Below are 24411 nucleotides of genomic sequence, written 5' to 3' on the forward strand. Positions count from 1 at the left end.
AGGCATCGATCAAATGATGAAGCACAGGCTGAATCAGCCGGAATGGATCGACTTGGGTCCCGCTTACTATACGCCCTCCCAATACCGCGATTGCCTCTATCAGCTCGATCGTGTCGGACGTTGGTTGGGAGGGGACCGCGCCACTTATTGGGCCTTCGACAGACTTTCTTCTCCCCGCTCAATTTTGGATGTGGGGTGCGGAGGGGGCCTATTTACCATGCGCCTAGCCGAACGCTATCCACATGCACAGGTGGCCGGCATCGACCTTTCGCAAGAGGCTATAGATTTCGCTCAAGAGCACTTAGTCTCCAGGCATCCCCCTTTATCTAATCTTTCTTTTCAGGTTCCACCTTCTCCTCATTTGGACTATTCCCCTGGCGCATTTGATATCATTACCGCAACGCTTGTCTGCCATCACTTGTCGGACAGCGAGCTGATTGATTTTCTCAAGCAAGCATTCCGTATTGCCAAACAAGCCATCATTTTGAACGACCTTCACCGCCATCCTTTGGCTTGGCTAGGATTTTCCGCCATCATGCCTTTTCTATTTCCCAATCGGCTTGTGTGGCATGACGGGCTTCTTTCCATCCAACGCGCCTTTAAGCGCAAAGACTGGCTATTTTATCTTCAGGCAGCAGGAATTCCGCTTGAGCGTTGCTCCATTAACTGGCATTGGGCATTTCGTTGGATGATTATCATAGACACAGCCAACTTGCCCCTTAAAGAGAGAGCGCTCGACAAGATATGAAAACAACGTTTACCATTTTAGGGGGAGGCGTGGCTGGACTTTGCGCAGCCATCCGCCTAGCCGAGCTAGGCGCTGATCCTTTGCTCATAGAAGCCGGGATCTATCCATCCCATAAAGTATGCGGTGAATTTCTTTCTCCTAGCTGTCTGCCTCTATTAGAGCGTTGGCAGATTTCCCCCATCCTACTTTCCCATGCGTGTTTTCGCACACCATCCCGCTCCTTCACTTTTTCTTTTCCCTCGCCGGCCGGCAGTTTATCCCATTGGCAGCTGGATCCGGCTTTGGCCGCTCATGCACAAAAACTTGGCGTTCAGCTATTGACGTCCACTAAAGTAGAAGCCTTGACCCCTGCTTCCGGCGCTTCCCATTTGCACGAATTAACGCTAGAATCCGGACAAATTATCCGGACGGCTCATTTGCTAATCGCAACAGGCCGCCTGCCGGGTTTCAGTCCGCTCCCTTCTTTTCGCTATATGGGGCTTAAAGCCCATTTTAAGGGCTTACCTATTGAGAATGCATTGGAAATGTTTGCTTTTCCTGGCGCTTATCTCGGCATTTCGCCTATTGAAAATGGCCATTTTAATATTGCTTGCTTAGCCCGCCTTGAACACTTTCAGCAAGCAGAATCTTCAGACACTTTCATCCACTCTTTGCGCCTTCTTCATCCCGTTCTAGACGATTATCTTTCCAAAGGAGAAAACCTATTTTCAGGTTGGATGCAAGCCCCCATTCCAGAGCTTGGCATGAAAGCTGTTCCCAACTGGCCCAATGCTTATTTTATCGGAGATGCGGCAGGGACTATTCCGCCAGCTTGCGGAAATGGCTTGGCAATGGCCATCGCTAGCGGCTGTTTAGCGGCCGAGTATGCTTTAAGAGGAGATGAAAAAGGTTTTAAGCATGCTTGGAAGAAGCGTTATCAACTACCCATCCGCCTTGGTAAATATTTGCATCAGCTTATGATGCATCCTGCGTATGGCAATTTTGCCTTGCAGTTAAGTCAATTTTTTCCTTCCCTGGCCAATGCATTTTTTAACTTTACACGCTAATCAATTCGCTTTTAATAGCTAGAGCGTATTCCTTAGCTCGACGTTTAAAAATTTCTTTTCAAATATTTTCAAATGATGCAATACAAAGAAATAACTTAAGCCTCCTTATTTAAGGGTGCTTAAGAAACCAAAAGGGCTTAGGAAAAGCAGGCATAACGTCTATCTTTTCTAAAGCCTATCCCCTATCAAAACGATAGCCGTCATGCGAATGGGCCTGCCCTATCGCATTCTTATTATCTAAACTTAAAGGGAGGGATATCACCCTTTGATTTAAATCTTCCAACTTTTATTGGAGGTCATCATCATGACATGGAGAGACTATTTAACCCAACACTCCACAAGCTGGGGAATAGTAGGCACTGCGCTTAGTTCAATGTTTTTATTTGCAACAGCTCATGCCGCCTTTATTCCCATCGGGGCCGGAGGGTATACAACAGACCTTCCTGCCGGTAGGCAAGTTCCCTCAGACAGCAATAACAATCCTGCAACACCAAAAACAGTGTCCAATTTTCCGCTAGCTCCTACGACTAATGATTGGTGGAGTTCTCTCATTTGGCGATTCAATCCATCAAATGCCTGGTCGGATAACATGTTCGCCCATCCACTTTCTTTTAAGGCCCAAGCAGCAGGATTAGAAGTGGGATATCCGACAAATCATTTTGTCACTCCTTATAACCCGATTCCTGATGGAACTAAAGCGCAGGAATATCATTTTCCGCATACAGCGGATCTTGTCTTAAGCTTAGTTGGATTAAGCTCGCCTGATACAAAAGTCAGCAATTATACAGATTGGACTGTAACAGCCAATTGGGCGGCTAACGGACAAAGCATGCAAGCGACTTTTGGAGAAGGTCTGCCTTTTGTCTATGTGACTAAAACAGGAGGCAATGCTCAAATCAATCTTTCAAGCTCTCCTAGTATATGGTACAACAACAACGGAGTAGTTGGCGTAACTGTTAATGGACATCAATATGGAATCTTCGCCCCATCCGGCTCAAGCTGGACGGTGAGCGGTAACACTTTGCAGTCCAATTTAAATGGGAAAAACTACTATTCGGTCGCTGTTCTACCAGATAAACAAGCTTCAACTTTGGAATTTTTCCGCCAGCATGCTTATGCTTTTGTCACCAATACGCAAGTATCTTGGAACTACGATCAAGCGCAGGCTTTGATGAAAGCGACTTATGCGGTCCAAACAACTTTGCAAGAAACGGGACCTAATAATTCGAATGTCAACCGCCCTCTAATTGCCCTTCGCCGCCACCATTGGCTGCACTCAAGCGATCCGGTTACCGCTTATACGTACACCTCTCCTCACGGCTTGATGAAAGTCGTGGATGCAGCCCAATTTACCACCAGCATTCCTTTTGCCGGCGTTCTGCCCTTCTTGCCCAATGTTGCCAAAGATGGCGTAGACAGCTATAGCACCAATCAGCTTTATGGCTATATCGATGCGATCTTCAAACAATCGCCGCAAGACAGATGGAACGGAACAAACGCGGGAACGGATACCTATTGGATGGGAAAGGCTTTAGCTAGAATCGCCCATTTGATTCCCATTGCCGATCAAGTTCAGCACACAGCCGCACGCGACCTCTTTCTGGCGGAAGTCAAAACAAGGTTAGAGGCCTGGTTGAGCGGGAAAACCGGACAGCTTTTCTACTACAACCAGACTTGGCACACGCTAATTGGCTATCCAGCCAGCTATGGAAGCGATACGCAATTAAATGACCATCACTTCCATTATGGTTATTTTATCATGGCAGCCGCCATTGTAGCCAATTATGATCCCGCTTGGGCTCAAGTCGGGCAATGGGGCGGAATGGTCGAGATGCTGATTAAAGATGTGGCCAACTGGAACCGAAACGATCAAACGTTTCCTTTCTTGCGCTATTTCGATATCTATGCCGGTCATAGCTGGGCAGCAGGTCCTGCAGCTTTTGCTTCCGATAATAACGAAGAGTCTTCTTCAGAAGAGATCAATTTTATTTCGGCCCTGATCTTATGGGGATCCATTCTTGGAGACCAAACCATTCGCGACCTGGGAATTTATCTCTATACAACGGCAACCACCGCTATTCCGCAATACTGGTTTGACGTCGACAATCAAGTTTTCCCTTCTGATTTCATTCCCATTACTTTGGGAATGGTCTGGTCAGATGGAGGCGCTTATGCCACTTGGTTCGGCGGACCGGCCCAGGCTTTCCATGGCATCAACTTCCTGCCTATCCAGCCAGGGATGCTCTATCTCGGGCAATATCCTGACTACATGAAGGCCAATCAAACTTTCATGTTAAACAATGGAGGCTCTGCCCATCTAGATTATTGGCGCGATATTCATATGAGCATAGAAGCTTTATATGATCCTGCCACGGCCATCAATCAATTCAATCAGAATGTAAACTATGGCCCGGAAGCTGGCGATAGCAAAGCGCATACGTATCACTGGCTGCACAATATTGACCAATTGGGCAGAGTCGATACAAGTGTGACGGCAAATATTCCCACTTATGCTGTCTTCAACAAGAATGGCGTACGCAACCACGTTGCTTACAACCCCAATAATGCTGCCGTCACGGTGACTTTCTCAGATGGCGTCCAGCTGAATGTTCCGGCTCATGCCATTGCGGCTTCAAATCAGACACCTACTCCCCCGCCTCAGCATCAATTTACTGATCAGCTGGCCGATGGAGGAGAAGTGACCTTCTCTTTTAAACCTAATTGGCCGACTCAGTATGTCAAACTGAATTATGCCATCAATAATGGCACGGCCAATACTGCCAACATGGTCAATCAAAATGGCATTTGGCAATACACCGTCGTTGGCCTTAATAATGGAGATACGGTCAATTATTATTATACCTATGAAGACAATGGCAAGGCCGCCAATAGCCAGCCAAGCCAGCATGTCTATAAATGTGGAGACAGCCCTAACCCCCCTCCGCCTAATCCCAATGTCATTGATTCGACCAATGACTTTACGGCGACGGTTGTTCCAGGAACAAATAGCTTGCAGATCTCTTTTCAATCTAAAGTGCAGTCCCATTTCGTGGATTTGCACTACATTGTCAATAATGGGGCGCCCATGAACGTGCGCATGCAAAATAACAATAATACCTGGACCTATACCATTACGCCTTTAACGGACGGGGCGACCATTACGTTGATGTTCACTTATGACAACATCAATTACTCCGCTACCAATACAAAATGGTATAACTATCTATTCCATCCGGCAACTGCGGCGAAGCTGATTGCAGACAACGCAGAAGCTGAGGAAACGCACATCCCCACTGAAAAATTTTATTTTCAAAAAGGATTAGATCTCCTAGATGACCAGTTTGCCAAGTTCTGGTTTATTCCTTCGCAGGAAACCCAAGCCGTTCATGTGCACTATCAATTAGAAGATGGCACGCTTTGCCATGGCAGAATGAATCCCTGCGGCGAGCAATGGGAATTCGTCAGACCGATTGCTGCCGAATCCGTTGTGGACTATTCTTTTTCCTACGAGAAGAAAGGCCTCATGCACGAGGCGCCTTCAAGTGCAACGCTTGATTAATTCTTTCCGAGCAAAGCCCTAGGGCTTTGCTCTCTCTTTTTCTCTTGTCTACCGAAAGGGGCCTCTTATTTGAGATGATTTTCTCAATTGGTTCGCTAATAACCTGAGTTTGGAGTTTTTTGCCCAAAAGATCAGGAACAAACCAATTGGGCAAAAACCCGCATCTCACATACTGCCAGTTAGGCAAGAGATCTATTGACCTTTCTACTTATCTCTGTTATTCAAAAAGTAATTATTATTTTTAGGAGGCTTTTATGCGCGCTCTTTGGTCCGGTGCTTTGAGCTTTGGGCTGATTAATATTCCCGTTCGCCTCTACAGCGCTACACAAGATCATGGATTGAATTTTGATATGCTGCATAAAAAAGATCTTTCTCCTATTCGTTATGCGAGGATCTGCAAATCCGATGGAAAAGAAGTCCCTTATGAGGACATCGTTAAAGGGTATGAATACCAAAAGGGCGATTATGTTGTCTTAGTCGATGAAGATTTTAAACGCGCAAATATAAAAAAAACAAAAACCATTGATATGGTTGATTTTACCGATGAGAAAGAGATTGATCCCATTTATTATGAAAAGCCTTATTTCCTAGAACCCGGCAAGGGAGCGGATAAGGCGTATGTGCTTTTGCGCGAAGCGCTCAAAAAATCTAAAAAAATCGGCTTAGCTAAATTTGTCCTGCATAACCGCGAGCATATGGCGGTCATCAAGCCCCATGACAATATTTTGATTTTGAATCAGCTGCGATACAAGAGTGAATTAAAAGACGCCGGCCAGCTTCATATTCCTGAAAAAGAATCAGCCTCAAATAAAGAAGTCGTCATGGCGCTTAAGTTAATCGAGCAGCTGACGACCCATTTTCATCCGGAGCAATACCACGACACCTATACAGAAGAGCTCAAATCTATTATAGAAGACAAGGCAAAGGGAAGAAAGCCGCGCACCAAAGGGCATGAGCCGAAGATTACCGACGTAAAAGACATTATGACCATGCTCAAGGAAAGCTTGGAAGGCCACCATCGCAAAACGGCCTAGAGCATGTCCCTAGATAGAACGCAATCTCCCCCAATCTAAGGATCTGCGATTGGAATAGGGAAAACTTCAACATACCGGCTAAGGAACAACATGGGACTTAAAGAATATCAGCGCAAGCGCAATTTTAAAGAGACAGCGGAGCCTAAAGGTGAAATGAAGCGATCTAAGGCTAAAGGATTGCGTTTTGTCGTACAAAAGCATCAGGCCTCTCATTTGCATTACGATTTCCGCCTGGAAATGGAAGGCGTGCTAAAGAGCTGGGCAGTCCCCAAAGGCCCCTCCCTCGATCCTGCCGATAAAAGGCTTGCTGTCCAGGTCGAAGATCATCCTTTTGATTACCGCACCTTTGAAGGAACGATTCCCGAAGGCAATTATGGGGCCGGCGAGGTGATTGTATGGGATGAAGGGACCTATGAGGCGGTAGGGACATCTTCTAGAGAAGAAAGCGAGCGCTTATTATTAAAAGGGCTGGAAGAAGGACACTTAAATTTCATTTTAAATGGACATAAGCTTAAAGGAGAATTCTCTCTCATTAAGATAAAAGGCAGAGACAGGCAGTGGCTGCTCATTAAAAAGAAAGATCCCTATGCCAGTCGCGAAGATATTACCGACCAAAATGAGTCGGTCCTATCCGATCGCACCTTGGGAGGAGAAGAAGAGCAAAAGCCTTCTTCGAAAAAAACGTCTAAGCGCAAAGTTTCTCCCAAGTCGGAAAATAAAGACGATCTAGGAGATCTGCAGCAAACGCCCATGCCAAAAAATGTCAAACCCATGCTTGCCACTTTAGTGGAAGAGCCGTTTGATGCCAAAGAGTGGATTTTTGAAATTAAATGGGATGGCTATCGGGCCCTGGCTGAAGTCCAGCAAGAGACGGTCAACTTATATTCGCGCAATGCCCAGTCATTTAACAAACGTTTTCCTCTCATCATTGAAGATTTAAAAACCTTGCAAGTCGATGCCCTTTTAGACGGAGAAATTGTCGTCCTAGATGAAGACGGTCGCCCTTCTTTTCAACTTGTACAAAATTATCAGCGAACGCAAAAAGGCGCGCTAGTCTATTTCATTTTCGACCTTCTTTATTTGGAAGGCTATGATCTGCGCCATCTTCCGCTCATCGAAAGAAAAGAACTATTAAAAAAAATTATTCCCCACGCTCCCCACATTCATTTTTGCGATCACATCGCCCAGAAAGGGATCGCATTTTTCAAAGAAGCCTTAAAGGAAAATTTTGAGGGCATCATTGCCAAAGCGGCCAATAGCCTCTACCAGACAGGACGCAGCGGCGATTGGCTGAAAATTAAAACCCATCAGCGGCAAGAAGCGGTTATATGCGGCTTTACGGCCCCAAAAGGAGCCCGGGAACACTTCGGCGCACTCCTATTGGGAGTTTATGATGATGAGGGCCGTTTAACCTATGTCGGCCACACAGGCAGCGGATTCGATCGCAAGAAATTGGCGGAGGTCTACGACCGCCTGCTCCCATTAGTGCAGAAGAAATGCCCCTTTACCCCTCCTCCTAAAACCCGCTTTCCCGCCACCTGGGTCAAACCGGACACTGTTTGCGAAGTGAATTTTGCCGAGTGGACAAAGGATGGACAAATGCGGCAGGCCATCTTTGTGGATTTCAGGGAAGATAAGAATCCCAAAGAAGTGGTTCGCGAGAAAACGGTCTCTGTCAAAGATGCTTTAGAAGATTCTTCTTCGGAGAAGTCTTCGCCTTCTTCTACTCCCAATTCCCCTGTTTCCCGCTCCAAGGGCAAGAGCAAAGCCTCTTCTTCCCAATTACAGCTGACGAATTTAGATAAAATGTACTGGCCGCAAGAAGGCTATACGAAAGGTGATTTAATCGAATACTACCGGCAAGTGTCTTCCTTGATCTTACCTTATCTAAAAGACCGTCCCGAGACTTTGCGCCGCTATCCCAATGGCATTGAAGGATCGAGCTTTTATCAAAAAGAAGCAGATGCCCCCTCTTGGATACGTACAGAGGTTGTCCGTCACGAAGACCATGACGTCCGCTATCTTTTAATTGAAGACGAAGACAGCCTTCTATACGTCGCCAATTTAGGTTGCATTGATCTCAATCCATTTAACTCCCGCATTCAATCACTGCTTTACCCCGACTATATGATTTTAGATTTGGATCCAGAAAATACGTCATTCGATCAAGTCATTGAAGTTGCTCAGACGATTCACAGATGCTTGGAGGAATGGAGCATTCCCAGCGTTTGCAAAACATCGGGTGCAACAGGCATGCATATTTATATTCCTTTGGGAGCCCAATATACGCATGAGGAAGCGAATCAATTCGGCAAATTAATTGCGTATTATGTCCATCATCAAATTCCCGATCTTACCTCCTTGGAGCGCAGCCCTGGAAAGAGGCAGAAAAAAGTCTACATTGATTATATGCAGAATAACTTTGGCCAAACAGTTGTCGCCCCCTATTCCTTAAGGCCTAAACCAGAAGCGACTGTCTCGACCCCCTTAAAATGGCCAGAAGTCAAGCCGGGACTGACACCTGTTGAATTTACAATAAAGACAGTCTTAAAGCGCTTTAAAAAAGTCGGCGATTTATTTCAGCCCATTCTTGGAAAGGGAATTAATTTGCGAAAAGCTCTCAAATCGATCAAGCTTTAAAGCCTCTATCCGCCTATTTTCCTTTAAGAGAAAAGCTATTCGCTTACTTAGCTAGATAGCTAATTTTTCCTCCGGCATCCGATTGGATATTTTCTTACCTGAAGGCCACTTCTATTTTTAAACCCTTTCCTAAAAAAATAAGATCGCTATAGAAGAGATTGCCATCCCTTCTGTAGCGATCTTACGCTTAATAAAAAGAGCTCTCTTTCATTAAAAAGAGAATAATGATCCCAAGATGCCTGTTGAGCTCTTAGAAGATTTTTTTGATTTGCTGCTTGAAGAAGATTTCTTAGCAGGAGCTTTTTTAGCACTTGCGCTTTTGGAGGCTGTACTTTTCTTAGCTGCTGTACTTTTAGAAGCAGAACTTCTAGCCGCTGTACTTTTAGAAGTAGAACTTCTAGATGTAGGGCTTCTTGATGCTGAACTTTTAGACGCTGGACTTCTAGCTGTCGTGCTCTTTTTTGTTCCTGTTGATTTTGTTGCCGTGCTTTTCTTAACCGCGGTGCTTTTGGAAGTCGCGCTCTTTTTCGCTCCTGTTGAAGCTTTTTTGCTTGCGCTTGCGGCTTTAGTTCCTGTTGAGGCTTTCTTCTTAGGTGCCGCTGCAGCCGTCTTTTTCGTCCCTGTTGACTTAGAAGCCGAACGAGCAGCTGTGGAACTTTTCTTAGCTCCTGTCCCGGTTGAAGAGGGCTTTGTTTTTGAAGCACCAGCCTTAGATGCCGAATGTGAGGATGTGCTTTTCTTAGATCCTGCAGCAGATTTTTTAGCTGAAGTGCCGCTGGATGTTTTCTTTGCAGAACTTGATTTAGAAGAGCTGCTTGAAGATTTTTTGCTGGCCGATCCGCTCTTTTGTCCGCCGCCATAAATTTTATTTACAGTTGCCCAAGCTCGCTTCTCGGCTTCTTTTTCATCAACACCGCGCTTTTCATAACCTTCTTCAATGTGTTCAGCTTGCCTTTGCTGCTTATTTGAATAACTCGATTTATCGCCCCGTGACATAATAATCCTCCTTTGTTTGGATGTTCAATTTTCATTAAAATATTTTCTTTAAATTCATGCAATTTATTCTTGTTGAAAATAGCCTGAAAAGATGAAATGCCATTATTTTTTTCACACGCGGATCAATCCAAATAAAAAAGATTAAAAGAAACCCAGCTCGATTGATGTTAGAATACTCTGCTAAAAGCTATTCTGAACCGATAAACGGGCTTTAAATGGATAGAATCGAAAAAAGGAAGGAAGAAGGAAGGCTGAAAAAATTTATTTCTCAGCCCATGCATTTTAAAAGAACCACGCTTTAACAAGTGGAATGAGTGCGCCCATGATTAATAATCCCAATAGCATGAAGCCCGCATGAACAAAAAAACTTTTTAAAGTCTTGCGGCCCCATAAAACAGCTGAAAAATGTGTGGTGGCAATAAATCCCAACCAAATCCATAAAGCCAAAACGATGCCTTCTAACATATCGGTCGTATGGGTAACTTCAAAGAGCAAAGCCAAAATATAGGCAATAATTAAAGCAATAATGACTTCGCCAATATAAGCAAGTATCGTGGGTGTACGATGCCTTTGCTCTTCTTGCCCCCATTCATGCTTCATCCAACGACTGCCAAACATGGTGGGTGCATACCAAATCGCCCCTAAAATAAAGTAGGCTGCCGCCGCAATTACAACAGCCACGTAATTTACAGAGACTGCATCTGAAAGCATAATTTTTCTCCTTGTGTCAAAGTTAAATTTGTGAAATCTTTTTTTTACTTAAAATACTGAACCAGGTCAATGGCTAATTTCCCTATCAACCGAATCTCCTGCCATTAAATAAAAGGATTTATTAGTAGAGGAATTGATCTCGCGCAACCAGTCCACCTCTTAGCAAATGCCTGGCTAAAATAGAAAAACAATTGCAACTAGCAAAACGCCATTTAAAATGGCTATCAATTAACAGGACATTTAAAATAATTTAAATTATTATCATTATTAAGTAATAACTTGATTAAGTAACTTTCATGCAAATCAATTCTGTCTGTCCACTTCTTTCTTTTCATTCTTTCCCTTCTTTAAGGGAGACAACTCCAAGCTTAATCCAGCTAATTTCTCATCTTGCCCACAAAGCTTTGGATTTGCTGAGATATTTATTCTTCCATCTTCCTTGTTCACTGGCTGCCCGCATTAAACGCACACCCTTTTTATGCTGTTCTCCTGCTTTGCCTTCAGACATGGAACAAACGGTTGAATTATCTACTAATCGCATGCAGATCAAAGAACCAGCTGGGCAAATGCAAATTATTAAACCCTCTTTTTCCGAAGAACTAAATAAACTGATAAATGATCAAAAGAAAAAGATAGAGAAAGCGCAGAAAATAATAGAAGAAAACCATAGGCAACTAAAGGAGTTATCGGAAAAAATCAGTCCAGAAACAAGTATGAATCATATTGCCATGCAATTGATGATGGATAAATTATTCATCCCGGAAAGAAAATACGAAGGATCCTTGGGCATCATTACAACTAAAAAATTCTTGGATGCCTTTGAGAAACTGGATGACCATCAGGCCAATTGGATGTTAACCGAGGATTTTAGGCAAATCTTATCGCATTTAAGAATACGGTTCACTCCCTTATTACAAAACTTCATTGAATTGCATCGCATGCGTTTCTCTATTAATATGAAACCTCTCTTTGAAAAAGCTATTCCCGAAGTTTCCTATACAAATCATATTTTGGAAATGCTAGCTAACTTACAAGTAAAAGAGAGCCTGCTCATTCCCTTAGGATGTGTAGGCCATCTGACAAGTTTGCTTGTTCAGAGAATTTCCCCCGAAAAATTTCGCCTAATCCATTACAATACGGGATTAGGCCTTCACTGGCATTGCCAATTGGAAAATTTTTCTCACCGCTATCAAACCTACATTGTTATCGACGAGGTGCCTGCCGCTTCCCTTCTCAATAAAAATCATTGGGAAACAAAGGATATTGTCTTAGGAAAGGCCGAGAACATAGACTTTGTTTATAACTGGATCTATGATGCCATCGGACAAGGCGGTATCCTATTGCCCCCCTCAGAGAATGAAGAGGATTACGATGCCGCCCAGAATGCGGGAACATGTACTATGCAGAACTTAATGGCTTTCTTCCGCCATCAAATTATGCAAATGGATTCGACGTCTCTATCTTTGACGGAAAAATGGGCGCTTTATAAAATCCTCAAAGTGCACCTATTTTTACAATATCTTAAGGACAACCAACCGCAATTAGACGAGCATATTCAAGCCTGCCTGCCCTCCATCGTCGCCAAATTAGAAGCTGAAAGAGTTCTTATGCAAATAGCGAAAGAGCCGACTGAATTTCAAGCAGCCCTTGATCATTTTAAATGCTTACTTGATCGATTAGAACAAGAAGCCTTTGTTTTCTCGTGCGGATCTAGCGATTTGATAAACTATGCGCATTTAAGACATCTCTCCCTTGCCTTATTTAGATTCTTTATTAGCCATCCCGATGCCCTTCAACCAGATATGCTTGCTCATCCGGCTTTCCATTTGGTCAGCACTAAACTTGCTCACTATAAAACAATTCGACAAAATATTTCGGCCCGTTTAGCCAAGCATTTTCAAGAGAATAATTTCTCTGCTTTCATCAATGAGGTGATTTTTATTCTAAATAACACTCCCCATCGAGACTTTGCTTTAAAAGAAGCCACTAAGTATTTAGGGCTATTAGATTTTCCAACTCCCTCCCCCACTCCCCATCCTCTTACCCTTTTTCTGGAAAAACTGCACGTGAAGCATGAAGACAATGAAGCCCTCGTACGCGCTTTTATACAGGAATTAAAAAATCAGGGCGCGGAAGCGCGGGCCGATTGGGTCAGCCGAAGATGGGAACAGTTGAGTGCCTCTTAGAGGGTGTATCAAAACCGCTAATGACCTAGATTCGCATTCTTTTCCCCGAGGAAGCGATAGGAGAAAACGGGCCATATTCACTCAATATGGCCCGTTCTCTTCTATTGCCTCCTAGGAAGAAAATAACCTCAACTATCGATTATTAGGGGGGTTAAATCCCCTCTTAGGAGCAATCGACCAAAACCGTCGCCTTGCGATGCGGACGTACAGCAATTTTTTCCAATTCACCTTGCTCACAAACTTGAAGAGAAAAGCACTGTTCTAGGCGCTGAAGCAAACGCTCTTGAAATTGCGTTGGACATGGCAAATAATTGCCAAGGCAACAAAGAAAATCGGCATGCGAACGCTGCTGCCGATAAGCGGGCATCTTGGGAGGCAGCCGTAAATAGCTCATCCTTTCTGGAGTATAGTCCCATAGAAGAGAGCTATGATGTAGCCAGCGGTTTTTACAAATAGACTGAGCATTGCCGCCAAACTTTTTGTGATCAATTACATAATCATTTTCGCGCAAGCTAAACGCATGTGGAAGAAAAAGCGGCTGATACAGCTCTTCTGTCCAACGCATAATGGGCAAGGGATAAGGAGGAATGGGAATAAAGGAAGTGTTGCAAATAAACGTGATAAAAAGCGTCTGCTCATCCACGACAACCGTGCCTCCTCCGCTAAAGCGACGGACGACGGGAAGCGGGGCTTGCCTTATTCTTTCCAGATCGATAAGCTCTGCCCATTTTCCGGAAATGCCCATGACTATCGCCGGCGGAGAACCTTGGTTAATCAGGCACCAGTTGCGCGCATCCGCCCGCAATAAGGCCTCTTCCCACTGCAATTGCTGGAGGATAGGCACTTGGCTAAGCTGAACAACGTGCAGAACTTCCATGCCTTACTCGAGATCGCAGCACCCTGCTGAAGGAGCAGAGGAATCAAACGGACTATCTGCCTGCTTTGTCTGGCGCATGAGCGCAATCATTAGAATGGAGATATCGGCAGGCGATACGCCTGAGATGCGCAACGCTTGGCCCAGATTTTGCGGAGCGACTTTGCTCAATTTTTGTCGCGCTTCATTGCGCAGCCCATGGACGCTTGCATAATCAAAGCCTTCAGGAATGACCAAGCTCTCCACATGGGCAAGCTTAGCGACTTCGGTCGTCTGGCGGTCAATGTAGCCTGCATATTTCAAGCTCAATTCAATTTGAAAGTTGATTTCTTCCCCATAGTCTTTGACAACATCCGGGTAGTCCTGTAGTAAAGAAGCATAGGTATTTTCCGGCCGGCAAAGAAGCTGGGCAATTGTATAGCCTTTGCCACCCACTTGCTTGAAAATTTTTCCCAAACGGACATTCTCTTCTTTAAGGATCCGCTCTTTTTCACAGACACGTTCATAGCGTGCTCGATCAATCAGCCCCGCTTCATAACCAAAGCGACGCAACCGCAAATCCGCATTGTCTTGGCGCAGCAACAAGCGATGCTCGGCTCGGCTCGTAAACATTCGGTAAGGCTCATCCAATCCCTTGGTGACCAAGTCATCAATCATGACCCCAATATAGGCCTCGGAACGCTTTAAAATGAGGGGCGATTTGCCCATTACTTTGTTGGCGGCATTGATCCCGGCGATAAGGCCTTGGCCGGCCGCTTCTTCATAGCCTGATGTTCCATTAATTTGGCCTGCCAGGAACAGCCCTTCTATTTTCTTACACTCAAGAGAAAAGTCAATTTGCCCGCTGGTGACGTAATCGTATTCGATGGCATAAGCCGGGCGCATGATCTCTGCGTTGCGGAGGGCTGGGATGCTGTGGATAAAGGCCAGCTGCACGTCGAAGGGTAAAGAGGAAGAGACGCCATTGACATAGACCTCTTGCGTCGATAAGCCTTCAGGCTCCAAAAAAATCTGATGCCTTTCTTTATCGGAGAAGCGCACAATTTTGTCTTCGATCGATGGGCAGTAGCGCGGTCCAATGCCTTTAATCTTCCCCGAATACATCGGCGAGCGGTGGATATTGGACAAAATGATTTGCTTGGTTTCTTCAGTCGTATAAGTAATGTGGCAAGAAACTTGCGGCAGGCGCGGAAGCCCTTCCTCATCAAATGAAAATTTTACTCCCGGCTCTCCAGGCTGCTCTTCCGTTTGGCTATAATCGATGGAACGCTTATTGACGCGAGGAGGCGTCCCCGTTTTGAGACGGCCTAATTTCAATCCATACTTTTCTAAGCTGGCCGACATGCCAACCGAAGGCTGGTCCCCCGCTCGTCCTCCCGAATAATTCGTCTCTCCGATATGCAGGAGGCCGCGTAAAAAAGTTCCGGAAGAAATGACAATTGCCTGACAGTCATAGGCAATCCCTTCCTTTGTAATGACGCCGCAAACGCGGTCGTTGACCACAACTAAATCTTCAATGGTCCCTTGCTTGATCTCTAAGTTGGCCGTTCTTTCCAGCCTGTGCTTCATCTCTGTTTGATATGCCAATTTATCCGCCTGCGCGCGCGGAGCCCAGACAGCAGGCCCTTTGGTGGCATTGAGCATACGGTATTGGATACCTGTGACATCGATGACTTTTCCCATCTCGCCGCCTAATGCGTCGATTTCGCGGACCATATGGCCTTTGGCAATCCCCCCGACAGCAGGATTGCAGCTCATTTTGGCAATCGTATCTAAATTCATGGTAAGCAGCAGCGTACGCAGTCCCATGCGGGCAGACGCTAGCGCAGCTTCACAACCGGCGTGTCCTCCGCCTACTACAATGACGTCATATCGAACGGGAAATTTCCACATGTTAGCTTATCCTTACTTACAACTTAGAGTGCTTATTACACGGTTTATACGATTAACGAAAAAATATACGGGGAAACCCAACATAAAAGAAGGAGAAAGACTTAAGAGAATCTAATGAAAAAATCATCACTGAGAATGAGGGCGATATCGATTATACTTCAAAATGGTTTGCGGGCTAAATGCTTAACTCAGCAAAGTCAGCCCGCAAATGAGAAAAATAAAACTTAGCTTAACGCTTAAGTCCTATCTTCCCTTGTGCCGATCACGTCGGCTACGCTTCTTGCGCTTGTGCTTCGCAATTTTGTACTTGCGCTTCTTTTTAACAGAAGACATATCCTCTCCACTACTTATTCAGGTTATTTGCTTAAACTTGCAAACATGGAACTATACTAAAAAAAAAACGATAAAATGTAAAGACTAAGAATTTAAGTATGAGGAAAGAGGGAGATTGAAAACAAAGAAATAATTTAATTTTAAAGATAAATAAAGAGGAGATAGAAAAAAAAGCACCGCTAAAAGGGACTGGAATGTGCTCTATCAACACATTTTGTAAAAGTGGGTCCGCTTCCCAAAGTTCCGGTTATAATAGGTTTAAACCTAAAACTTTTCCCTTGGCGTCGTGGTCCCTAAAAAAATAGATTATCGTTGATTGGCTTATCGTCCGAATATCCCAATTAGCAGTGACTTATAATCATTATAATGGATTTAAAATTGTTTGCCTAGCATTTGTTTCCATCGTCATAAGCGGTTTTCAAATGAAACCGGGCACGTGCACCTGTTAGAGAGTGCATTAACCGGAGTTTGGAGAGTATTTTCTCCCTACTTGGATCTCCTAGGGCATGTCCCTAATATAAGTCAGGGTCATCCGGCTGATGGGATTGGCAATTCTCGCATTTAAAGAGCAATGCCCCTTTAACAACTTGCTGCCGATCATAAAATAGAGGAACAAATTCCAAGAATTCCACCGTTTCAAAATAAGGCTTTAGTCGGTCCAAATAAAAAACCAATTTGCTTTTTCCTTCCCTTTCCAAGTGCGGATGGTTTTCTATCCAAACAAAATAACCGCTTTTTCCTTGCTGTTCTTCCGGCAAACTTGGCCAATAGGAAAATTGATTCTTCCGCACTCCATGCAGGTTGAGAAAATAAGCGCGCTTCTGCCCTTCATTATAAAAGCTTAAAATACTTGTCGTTTGATATTTATCGCTTAAAAGGAAATGTTCTTGCGGGTCATAGCCGTAATGGGATAAAGCCTCTTTTAAATGCGCCCACCCCACATTGTGCTTAAAGGGATTTAAGCGATAAGAGAGAATGGCAGGCCGCCGGATGGAAGACGCATACAAAAAAGGTAACAGAAAAACAGAGATCGTCAAGCAAAGGGATAACGCCAATCCGGCTTTCAACCACCCCTCTTTTATCACATGCGCTTCAAAAACAAACCACCCTAAAAAGATCAGTCCTGTGGGATAAGCGAAAACAACCCAGTTCCCTTGAATTTTTTGAAAAAAAGCTGCCAATATCCCAGCGCTCAGGCAAGCAAGCGTTATGAACCCGCAAAAGAAGAGCGGGGAAGAAAGGTGCCGACGCTGTTTGAGCCAAGCCCGCATCCCCAAGCATAAAAGGATAAATAAAAGCGGGGAAAGTAGAAGGGCTTGCGATCCGATAAATTCTAAAACATTGCCGCTTTGGGAACCGTGCCCCCCTTGTACCGTAGAAGACACATGGCGAAATGTGGCCCAATCATGCGACCAGTTCCACCAAAAGCTGGGTAAAAGGCCAGCTAGCGAAAAGGCCATTCCTTGCAAGCTTTTACGCAAAGGCTGATGCGGAAACCACCAATGGCGCGCCAATAAGAAAAATATCCAAAATAGATAAATGGGCCACTTAAAAAGCGCCCCCCCCAATATGCATCCGCCTATTAAAAGAGGATTGGCTTCTTTAGACTCACGCAAGGCAGAGACCATAAAAAGGACAGCCAATGTCCAACAGAGCAAGAAGCCTCCATCCGTAATGGCCAATAAAGACCCCAACATGCCGATGGGGCAAAAAGCCATCAATACGCCGCTCCAAAAAGCCGTACGGGCCTGCAAACCGGCCTGAAGCGCTGTAAAGAAAACTGCCAAAGCCTGCGCAATCGACAAGATGACAGACAAGCTACGCACACCCAATTCCGTGTCTCCAAACAAGCGCGTGCCCAACCAAATCTGCCAAGCAATGCCAGGCGGCTTGCTGTAATACCCCCAATCAAGCTGCTGGCTCCATGTCCAATACTGCGCCTCATCCGGGCTTAGCCCTATGCCGGCAAAAAGAATGAAGGCAAGCATTAGGCAGGCCTTGCAGGCCAGCAATAAAGAAAGCCGCTTAAAATAGAAAGAAGATGAATATAACATAAACTGCGCTCAAAATTTAAAACAGGCAAATAGGCATTTGATTTATTGGCATCCGGCATATGGCATCAATGAAACAATGCCCAGATTCGAAGGGATTTTCTTCCCAGAATTTGAATACACGCCATTGTCTCATTGATGACACGCCTAATAAAATGGAAAAGTTAAGGCGCCCGATCATAACATGATCCAAGAGTATTTGCTTACAAAAAAAGTGCCCTTCTCTCCCTTTCACCTCTCTTAAAAATTTACCATTACCCTTTCTTAGAGAGTCTATTAAATTCCATAATCATCGATATTTGAGATTCTTTTCTCTCAAGGAGAAAAGAATGGCCATTAGCGGTTTTAAGACATCCTCCTAAAGCCTTGCAAAGGCTTTTCTTTATATAAACCTCATAAAACAAAACAAATATTTTATTATTAATTAATAAATCAATATTACAATTTATTTATTATTGTTTAATAAACTCGTTAATCAATTAACAAAAAGAAACATTTTCGTAATAAATTAATAAAAAAGGTTTGTTTATGAACAGTATACATGGAAATTATCATCCCTACAATCCAGGAAATTTTTATCCGCATATAAATTATCCGCATCAAAATTCTTATAGTTCTTATGTCTCCAATCCTTATGGAGGCCATTTTTTTCATTATCCCATTATACAGCCTCGCATTCCGACAGTTGAGGATTTTGAAAATTCATTTTACCGCTTGTATGCAAGCATAGCAGATAAGAAGGGCCAATGGGAAAGCCACGTACAGGCAAATGCAGGGACTATAGAGAAAGTTCAAATGTTGCAAGCGGGCATTAAGGAACTTCAAGAAGAGTTAGGTCAAGTTCAACAATTGGACGCTCAAATTAAGGTTTTAAGGCCGGAGAACCTATATCAGCAAGAATTTCGCTATCAAATTGAAATTGATCCCACTATACAAAACGTAACATACTATTCTTATGTTGATTATGTGCAGCAGAAAAAAAGCGAGCTTATAGAGCAAATTTACCATTTGGCGCAGCACACGATTTCTTGGTTAAGCTCTAGTAGACAAACCGTTTATCATTTAAAGCAAGCGGAAAAATCTTCTACGCTTAATTCCCCTTCCTATCCCTCTTTTGAACCTTCTCGCATACAGGCCCGACAGCTGCCTCATCCAGAAGCCTTTGTTCGCCCCTCTTCTGCATTTCAGCCAAGCTCGCTTCCCATTAACAATCCTTCTCCCCATGCCTCGATTTCTCCATCTGAAGCGGTAGGAACAAATATTGAACCTAAGCCTTTATTCAAACAAGTGCTGGCAGATCTCATCCAGCGCCAATCTTCCAATCATTTCAAGAAGACCGAAGCGAGCGCTGTTCCTCCTTCTTCGCAAGAAAATTCGTTCATCCCTCAGCCATCCCTTTCTCCGCTACGGGAGCGAGTCAAAGTCCATCATCGGCCATTGCCTCCCGTTCCAGCTAAAGAAGAAAAAAAGACGCCTCCCCCTCTTCCTCCTAGAGAAAGAAAAAGAACGCCTCCTCCTTTGCCTCCCCGCTCTCTTTCATCTCCTAAGGAAGCTACCCAAGAGCCTGCTGGATTAGCTCTTCCCCCTTCTATCATCGAGGGACAAGCAATTGGGGCTAGCAAAATTTCTCTTCAACAAGCTCTTCCAACGATTGAACAACCAGCTATTGAATTTGAGGACAAAACAAGCGTGCCGGCTATTGTCGAACCAATAATAGAAGAGCAAACCTCTAATCGGCCCGCTCAGCTGGAGTCCGCCCGCAAAACAGTGGAGATCGGACAAGACATTCTCCATCCACAATCAATTCCCACCCCACCCCCCTTTATTCAGCTATTCTCGCCTCAAAGCAGGCATATAGCCGAGACAAAGGCATCCGAACCCATTGCTACGGAACAGACAGACGGGGTTTTTGATTTATTATCAAGTCAATTGGCTGCTAGAAGACAGGCGATTGAAGAAGAAAGCGAATATGAGAGTGATGACGATAGCATTGACTTGCCAAAAGTCAGCAAACCGGAAACGCAAAGCGTTCAATCCCTCCCCTCTTCTGTAGAAGAGCGGCCAACGATCAACCGCTATGAGGATCGCTCTGATTTGCTATCTTCCATCGTCAATTTCAATAAAAATAATTTAAAAAAATTATCGGAAGAAAGTCCAGACCGTTTTTCTCAAGCAGAAAAGAAAGATGATCCTTCAAAGGCCGGAACAGACTTTGCTAGCCTTATGCAAAGCATTATAGATCGCCTACCGGACGAAAATGACACTGAAGAAGTAAGCGATATAGACTGGGAATAAAAGTTTTTAAATACGCTTGAAATTTAGCATTAGCTATTCGAATTTATTTAAAAAGGACTCACTTCCCCTCTGTCCAAGGTCGACGCAGAGACGCAATGGCGCAAAATTAAAAGAGCTTAAATTTTGCGCCATTCCGCCTGCGTTAACTTTGTCTCTGCCCTAATTGGGTTAATTGATGGCAGCTTTGGGACAGCTTCTTAAGCCTAATTTTACTTTTTAAAGTGTAGAAGCCGGACTAATGGCGTAAGCGTCACCTCTTTTATTAAATCAAACCCGCTTTCTTGAAATTTTTTACGGACTTGAGCGTCGATCTCGGGGCTATGCGTCTCTATAATCCAATAAGAAATAGCTTGTAGATCAGTTGCAGGAACATCTACTAAGTATTGCTCTCCTCCTTCGCAGTCAATTTTCGCTATATCGATACGGTGTTGCTTGAGAATGTGTTTCCAAGTCGTTCCCTCGCACTGAATTTGATAGCTCCCCTTTTCCATTCCAAATCCGAGAGAGCCCCCCGGCGTATTGGAAGATAAGTTCAATACCCCTTCTTCCTTAGCTACCGCTTGTTGATGAATGCTGATTTTATTTGTAAAAGGCTGTAAATTATATTTTAGGGACACCACATTTTCGGCCAAGGGCTCATAAATGATGACCTGGCTGGCTCCCTTCTCTAAAAAATACAGGGCAGAATCGCCAACAAAGCCTCCGATATCCAATACCGCTTTATTTTCCCATTCGCACTCATACAAATTATCGAATAGACCGGACAAATATTCCGCATAGATGCCAATAAACTGCATATAAGTCGCGCAAAACGTGCGATTTCCATAACGCCACAAATAAAAATTCTTAGCCAGCCGCTGCTCTCGGTAAGGCAAAATTTTTAAAAGTAATTGGATATCTTGCATGCCCAGCTGATGCGTCATTTCGACGGCAGTCGAGCGCCTATCCGCATAGGCAGCGAAGGCAATGAGCCAGTGCTTTGGCTTGACATGACGGACTAAACGAAGAATATCAAGCGCATAGGCCTCTTTTGATAATTTCCGGGCATAATGCGGAATCTTTTTCAATTTCTTTAGCATATATAAACTCAGGTAAAGCAACTTAACTTTCTTCTTGGCCGGCTTGCTAATAGTTCTTGATTTGCCTGGCGATCTTACCGATTCCGCATTCCTTTGACAATCCTTTCTTTTATAAGCGAAGAAGTTTTGAAAGAAAAATAGAAGGGAATTTAAAGAGGATCGCAGCGCCTGCCTATCTCTTGAGCATTAAAGTTATTTAGACATTTGAATCCATGCTAAAGGCAGACATGCGTGGGATCCCTTTAAAATTTTAATTTGAGAGTGATCTCTAGTCTTCGCGCTCTGGAAAACTAAAAAGGTCTTCTATCGCTTGGATCGTCGTATCTCGGCTCATAGCCGCGATAGAATCGGTAAGAGGGATATTCTTTGGGCATACGCGGACACAGTTTTGGCTGTCGCCGCAGCTGCTAATGCCGCCCTCCTCCATCAAAGGACGCAAGCGCTGGGCCTTTTGCGTTTTCCCTACCGGGTTGGCATTGAAAAGGCGCACTTGAGAAATGGGGGCCGGGCCAATAAAAGCCGAATGCGCATTGACTTGCGGGCAAGCCTCGGAGCAGCAACCGCACGTCATGCAAGTCGATAGAGAGTACATGACCTTTTGCTTCTCCGGGCTAATCTTCGGTCCCGGTCCTTGAGAATAACTATGGTCGACATCAATCCATGCATGGACTTTTTTTAAGTTCTCAAACATGCGGCTGCGATCGACAATTAAATCACGTACAAGAGGAAACTTGGTTAAGGGAGCGACAGTAATGATCGATTTGCCCGTCTGTTTCAAGATCGGTTCAATCAACGCCGTACAGGCCTGGCGTGGGTAGCCGTTGATGAGCATCGAACAAGAACCGCACACTTCTTCCAAGCAGCCCGATTCCCATACCACCGGAGTCACCTTTTCTCCTTTGATATTGATGGGATTTCTTTGAATATCCATTAAAGACGAGATGATGTTGGCAAAAGGAATCAATTTAAGCTCAAATTCTTCCCAATATTGATGACCGGGATGTCCGCGGAAAATTTTTAAAATATAGGTTTCACTCATAGCGCATCCCTTGGTTTAAATGGGCAGAACAATATTGTTCGGGACATTTTCTAACGTTGGCTTAACTTTCTTCGTATGCGCATAATCGCGCAATATTGGCTTAAGGTGCCGTAAATTGATCGGTTCGTAGGTAATGATAGGCTCGTCCAAACTGCGGTTATAGGTCGCCAGCGTCGTCTTCAGCCAGTTTTCGTCATCACGTTCGGGAAATTCCGGCTTATAATGCGCTCCACGCGATTCATTGCGCAGCAATGCCCCTTTTGTAATGACCATGGCTAGCTCAAGCATCGGGCCGAATTGATTGGCAAAGGCATAGGTTTGATTGGCAAACTGGCTCTGGTCATCCAACGAAATATGCCGATAGCGTTCCCTGATTTCTTTTATTTTATTGAGGGCTTTTTGCAAATCGGCATTGTTGCGCTTAACTGTCACATCATTGACCATGATTTCGCCAAGCTCATCATGCAAGCGATAAATGTTTTCTGGACCTTGGCGCGAAAGCAAGTCTTTTTTGAGGTCTTCTTCGATTTGCAAGGCATGCTCGAAAACTCTTTCGGGAACATTGTGATGGCTGGAATTCAAATTATCTAAATAACGGGGAACTTCTTGGCCGGCAACCAGCCCGCTAAAGATGCAGGACAAAAGGGAATTTGCTCCTAAGCGGTTTGCTCCATGGTATTGATAGTCCGACTCGCCTATATTGAAACATCCGCGCAGATTTGTCATTTGCCGATAACGCTCAAAGCGGTCCGGCGCATCAGCTGCAGGCCAATCCACCCACGCGCCTCCCATGCTATAGTGCATGGCCGGAAAGATCTTCATGGGAACTTTGCGCGGGTCTTCTCCCGTAAATTTTTGATAAATTTCTAAAATTGCCTGGAGCTTTTCCTTCTTTTCTTCGGATAAATGGCTGACATCCAAGTACACCTGCATTCCGCCATCTATCCCCAATCCCATTTCGCACACGCGCAGGACTTCGCGCGATCCGATATCCCTTGGAATCAAATTTCCCAAAGCCGGATACATGTCCTCTAGAAAATACCAAGGCTCGCCTGTAACGCCGCAAGGGATTTGCCTGCCGTCCGGCGTCTGGATGGTCTTGGAAGAGTCGCCGTATACCCAAATGCGTCCCCCCTCTCCGCGGGCCGACTCAGACATGAGCCGCAATTTATCATGTCCTGGAATAGCCGTCGGGTGAATTTGAATAAATTCCCCGTTGGCGTATATCATCCCCTGCTTAAAGAGGCGTCCATTAGCCGCGCCTGTGCAAAAAGTTGAATTGGTCGATTTTTTGAAAATCATGCCAATTCCTCCGGTTGCCATGACAACCGCATCGGCTTTCAATACCTCCAACTTCATGTTGAAGAGATCCATAATGACAATGCCGCGCGAAATTCCCTGCTCATCTAGAATTAAGCGCATGAATTCGTGCGATTCGAATTTTTCTACGCACCCCAATGTCTCGTATTTGCGCACTTGCTCATCCAAAGAATAGAGAAGCTGCTGGCCGGTGGAAGCGCCGCAAAAAGCCGTTCGATGATAAAGCGTGCCCCCAAAACGCCTAAAATCCAAATTTCCTTCGGGAGTGCGATTAAATGTGCATCCTAGCCGGTCCATTAAGTGAATAATTCCCGGAGCTGCCAAGCACATTTCCAAAACAGGAGGCTGATTGGCCAAAAAATCCCCCCCTTTTATGGTGTCATACGCATGAATGAGAGGAGAATCTTCTTCGCCTTTTAAATTGATGGCGGCATTGATGCCTCCTTGGGCGCACACAGAATGAGAGCGCTTCACTTTTGTAACCGAAACAAGTTTGACTTTGCAGCCATTTTCCGCCAGCTTCATTGTTGCAGACAACCCTGCAAGCCCTCCTCCGACAACAATCACTTCTTTATGTTTATGCGCCATATTTCTGTATTCCTATTCC

16 protein-coding genes are annotated in these 24411 nt (G+C 44.6%); 8 read left to right on the forward strand and 8 right to left on the reverse strand.

Translation table 11 applies throughout. The features are described 5' to 3' along the window. The first annotated feature begins 13 nt into the window (after positions 1-13). The 6 genes from BN3769_RS13025 (at position 14) to BN3769_RS14850 (ending at position 9889) form a co-directional block, all read left to right on the forward strand. Positions 14-748, forward strand: coding sequence for a methyltransferase domain-containing protein (locus BN3769_RS13025; protein WP_228840702.1), 735 nt, complete (start codon positions 14-16; stop codon positions 746-748). Next, positions 745-1794: an NAD(P)/FAD-dependent oxidoreductase gene (locus tag BN3769_RS13030; RefSeq protein WP_068471269.1), complete on the forward strand. Its 1050-nt coding sequence runs from the start codon at positions 745-747 to the stop codon at positions 1792-1794. Before BN3769_RS13025 ends, BN3769_RS13030 begins: the two co-directional genes overlap by 4 nt. A 304-nt stretch (positions 1795-2098) precedes the next feature. After that, entirely contained in the window at positions 2099-5353 is a 3255-nt protein-coding gene (locus BN3769_RS13035; RefSeq protein ID WP_079989567.1) for a glycosyl hydrolase, read from the forward strand. Between the two features lie 254 nt (positions 5354-5607). Next, a complete protein-coding gene (gene ku / locus BN3769_RS13040) occupies positions 5608-6387 on the forward strand; it encodes a non-homologous end joining protein Ku (RefSeq protein WP_068471271.1) in 780 nt (259 codons plus the stop codon). 90 nt (positions 6388-6477) lie between these two features. Next, positions 6478-9027 carry a DNA ligase D gene (gene ligD, locus BN3769_RS13045; RefSeq protein ID WP_068471272.1) on the forward strand — a complete coding sequence of 850 codons (2550 nt, stop codon included), beginning with the start codon at positions 6478-6480 and terminating at the stop codon, positions 9025-9027. Between the two features lie 235 nt (positions 9028-9262). After that, complete coding sequence (locus BN3769_RS14850) at positions 9263-9889, forward strand: hypothetical protein (RefSeq protein WP_068471273.1); 627 nt, start codon at positions 9263-9265, stop codon at positions 9887-9889. A gap of 416 nt (positions 9890-10305) precedes the next feature. On the opposite strand, the gene BN3769_RS13055 is transcribed toward BN3769_RS14850, so the two are convergent. Next, positions 10306-10734, reverse strand: coding sequence for a DUF1761 domain-containing protein (locus BN3769_RS13055; RefSeq protein ID WP_068471274.1), 429 nt, complete (start codon positions 10732-10734; stop codon positions 10306-10308). A 296-nt stretch (positions 10735-11030) separates the two neighbouring features. Between BN3769_RS13055 and BN3769_RS13060 the strand changes: the two genes are divergently transcribed. Continuing rightward, positions 11031-12920 (forward strand): hypothetical protein, encoded by a 1890-nt coding sequence (locus BN3769_RS13060; protein ID WP_068471275.1) that lies wholly within the window; start codon positions 11031-11033, stop codon positions 12918-12920. A 163-nt stretch (positions 12921-13083) separates the two neighbouring features. Here the strand turns inward: BN3769_RS13060 and BN3769_RS13065 are convergent, their stop codons facing one another. From BN3769_RS13065 to BN3769_RS13075, 4 genes are all read right to left on the reverse strand, one after another. After that, positions 13084-13797, reverse strand: a complete 714-nt coding sequence (locus BN3769_RS13065; RefSeq protein WP_068471276.1) for a lipoate--protein ligase family protein — start codon at positions 13795-13797, stop codon at positions 13084-13086. 3 nt (positions 13798-13800) lie between these two features. Further along, complete coding sequence (mnmG, locus tag BN3769_RS13070; protein ID WP_068471277.1) at positions 13801-15687, reverse strand: tRNA uridine-5-carboxymethylaminomethyl(34) synthesis enzyme MnmG; 1887 nt, start codon at positions 15685-15687, stop codon at positions 13801-13803. 243 nt (positions 15688-15930) lie between these two features. Continuing rightward, positions 15931-16020, reverse strand: a complete 90-nt coding sequence (locus BN3769_RS15320) for an AURKAIP1/COX24 domain-containing protein (protein WP_075882539.1) — start codon at positions 16018-16020, stop codon at positions 15931-15933. A gap of 512 nt (positions 16021-16532) precedes the next feature. After that, the gene (locus BN3769_RS13075; protein WP_068471278.1) at positions 16533-18074 is read right to left on the reverse strand and encodes an ArnT family glycosyltransferase; all 1542 of its coding nucleotides are present in this window, start codon (positions 18072-18074) and stop codon (positions 16533-16535) included. Between the two features lie 525 nt (positions 18075-18599). On the opposite strand from BN3769_RS13075, the gene BN3769_RS13080 reads away from it, so the two are divergent. Next, positions 18600-20366, forward strand: coding sequence for an NUDIX hydrolase (locus BN3769_RS13080; protein WP_068471279.1), 1767 nt, complete (start codon positions 18600-18602; stop codon positions 20364-20366). Positions 20367-20575: 209 nt separating this feature from the next. On the opposite strand, the gene BN3769_RS13085 is transcribed toward BN3769_RS13080, so the two are convergent. From BN3769_RS13085 to sdhA, 3 genes are all read right to left on the reverse strand, one after another. Next, on the reverse strand, positions 20576-21445 hold the full coding sequence (locus tag BN3769_RS13085) for an FkbM family methyltransferase (protein ID WP_068471280.1): 870 nt from the start codon (positions 21443-21445) through the stop codon (positions 20576-20578). A 268-nt stretch (positions 21446-21713) separates the two neighbouring features. Then, complete coding sequence (sdhB, locus tag BN3769_RS13090; protein ID WP_068471281.1) at positions 21714-22484, reverse strand: succinate dehydrogenase iron-sulfur subunit; 771 nt, start codon at positions 22482-22484, stop codon at positions 21714-21716. 15 nt (positions 22485-22499) lie between these two features. Then, complete coding sequence (gene sdhA / locus BN3769_RS13095) at positions 22500-24392, reverse strand: succinate dehydrogenase flavoprotein subunit (protein WP_068471282.1); 1893 nt, start codon at positions 24390-24392, stop codon at positions 22500-22502. Positions 24393-24411: the final 19 nt, after the last annotated feature.

Source organism: Candidatus Protochlamydia phocaeensis, from assembly GCF_001545115.1.
Lineage (GTDB): Bacteria > Chlamydiota > Chlamydiia > Chlamydiales > Parachlamydiaceae > Protochlamydia_A > Protochlamydia_A phocaeensis.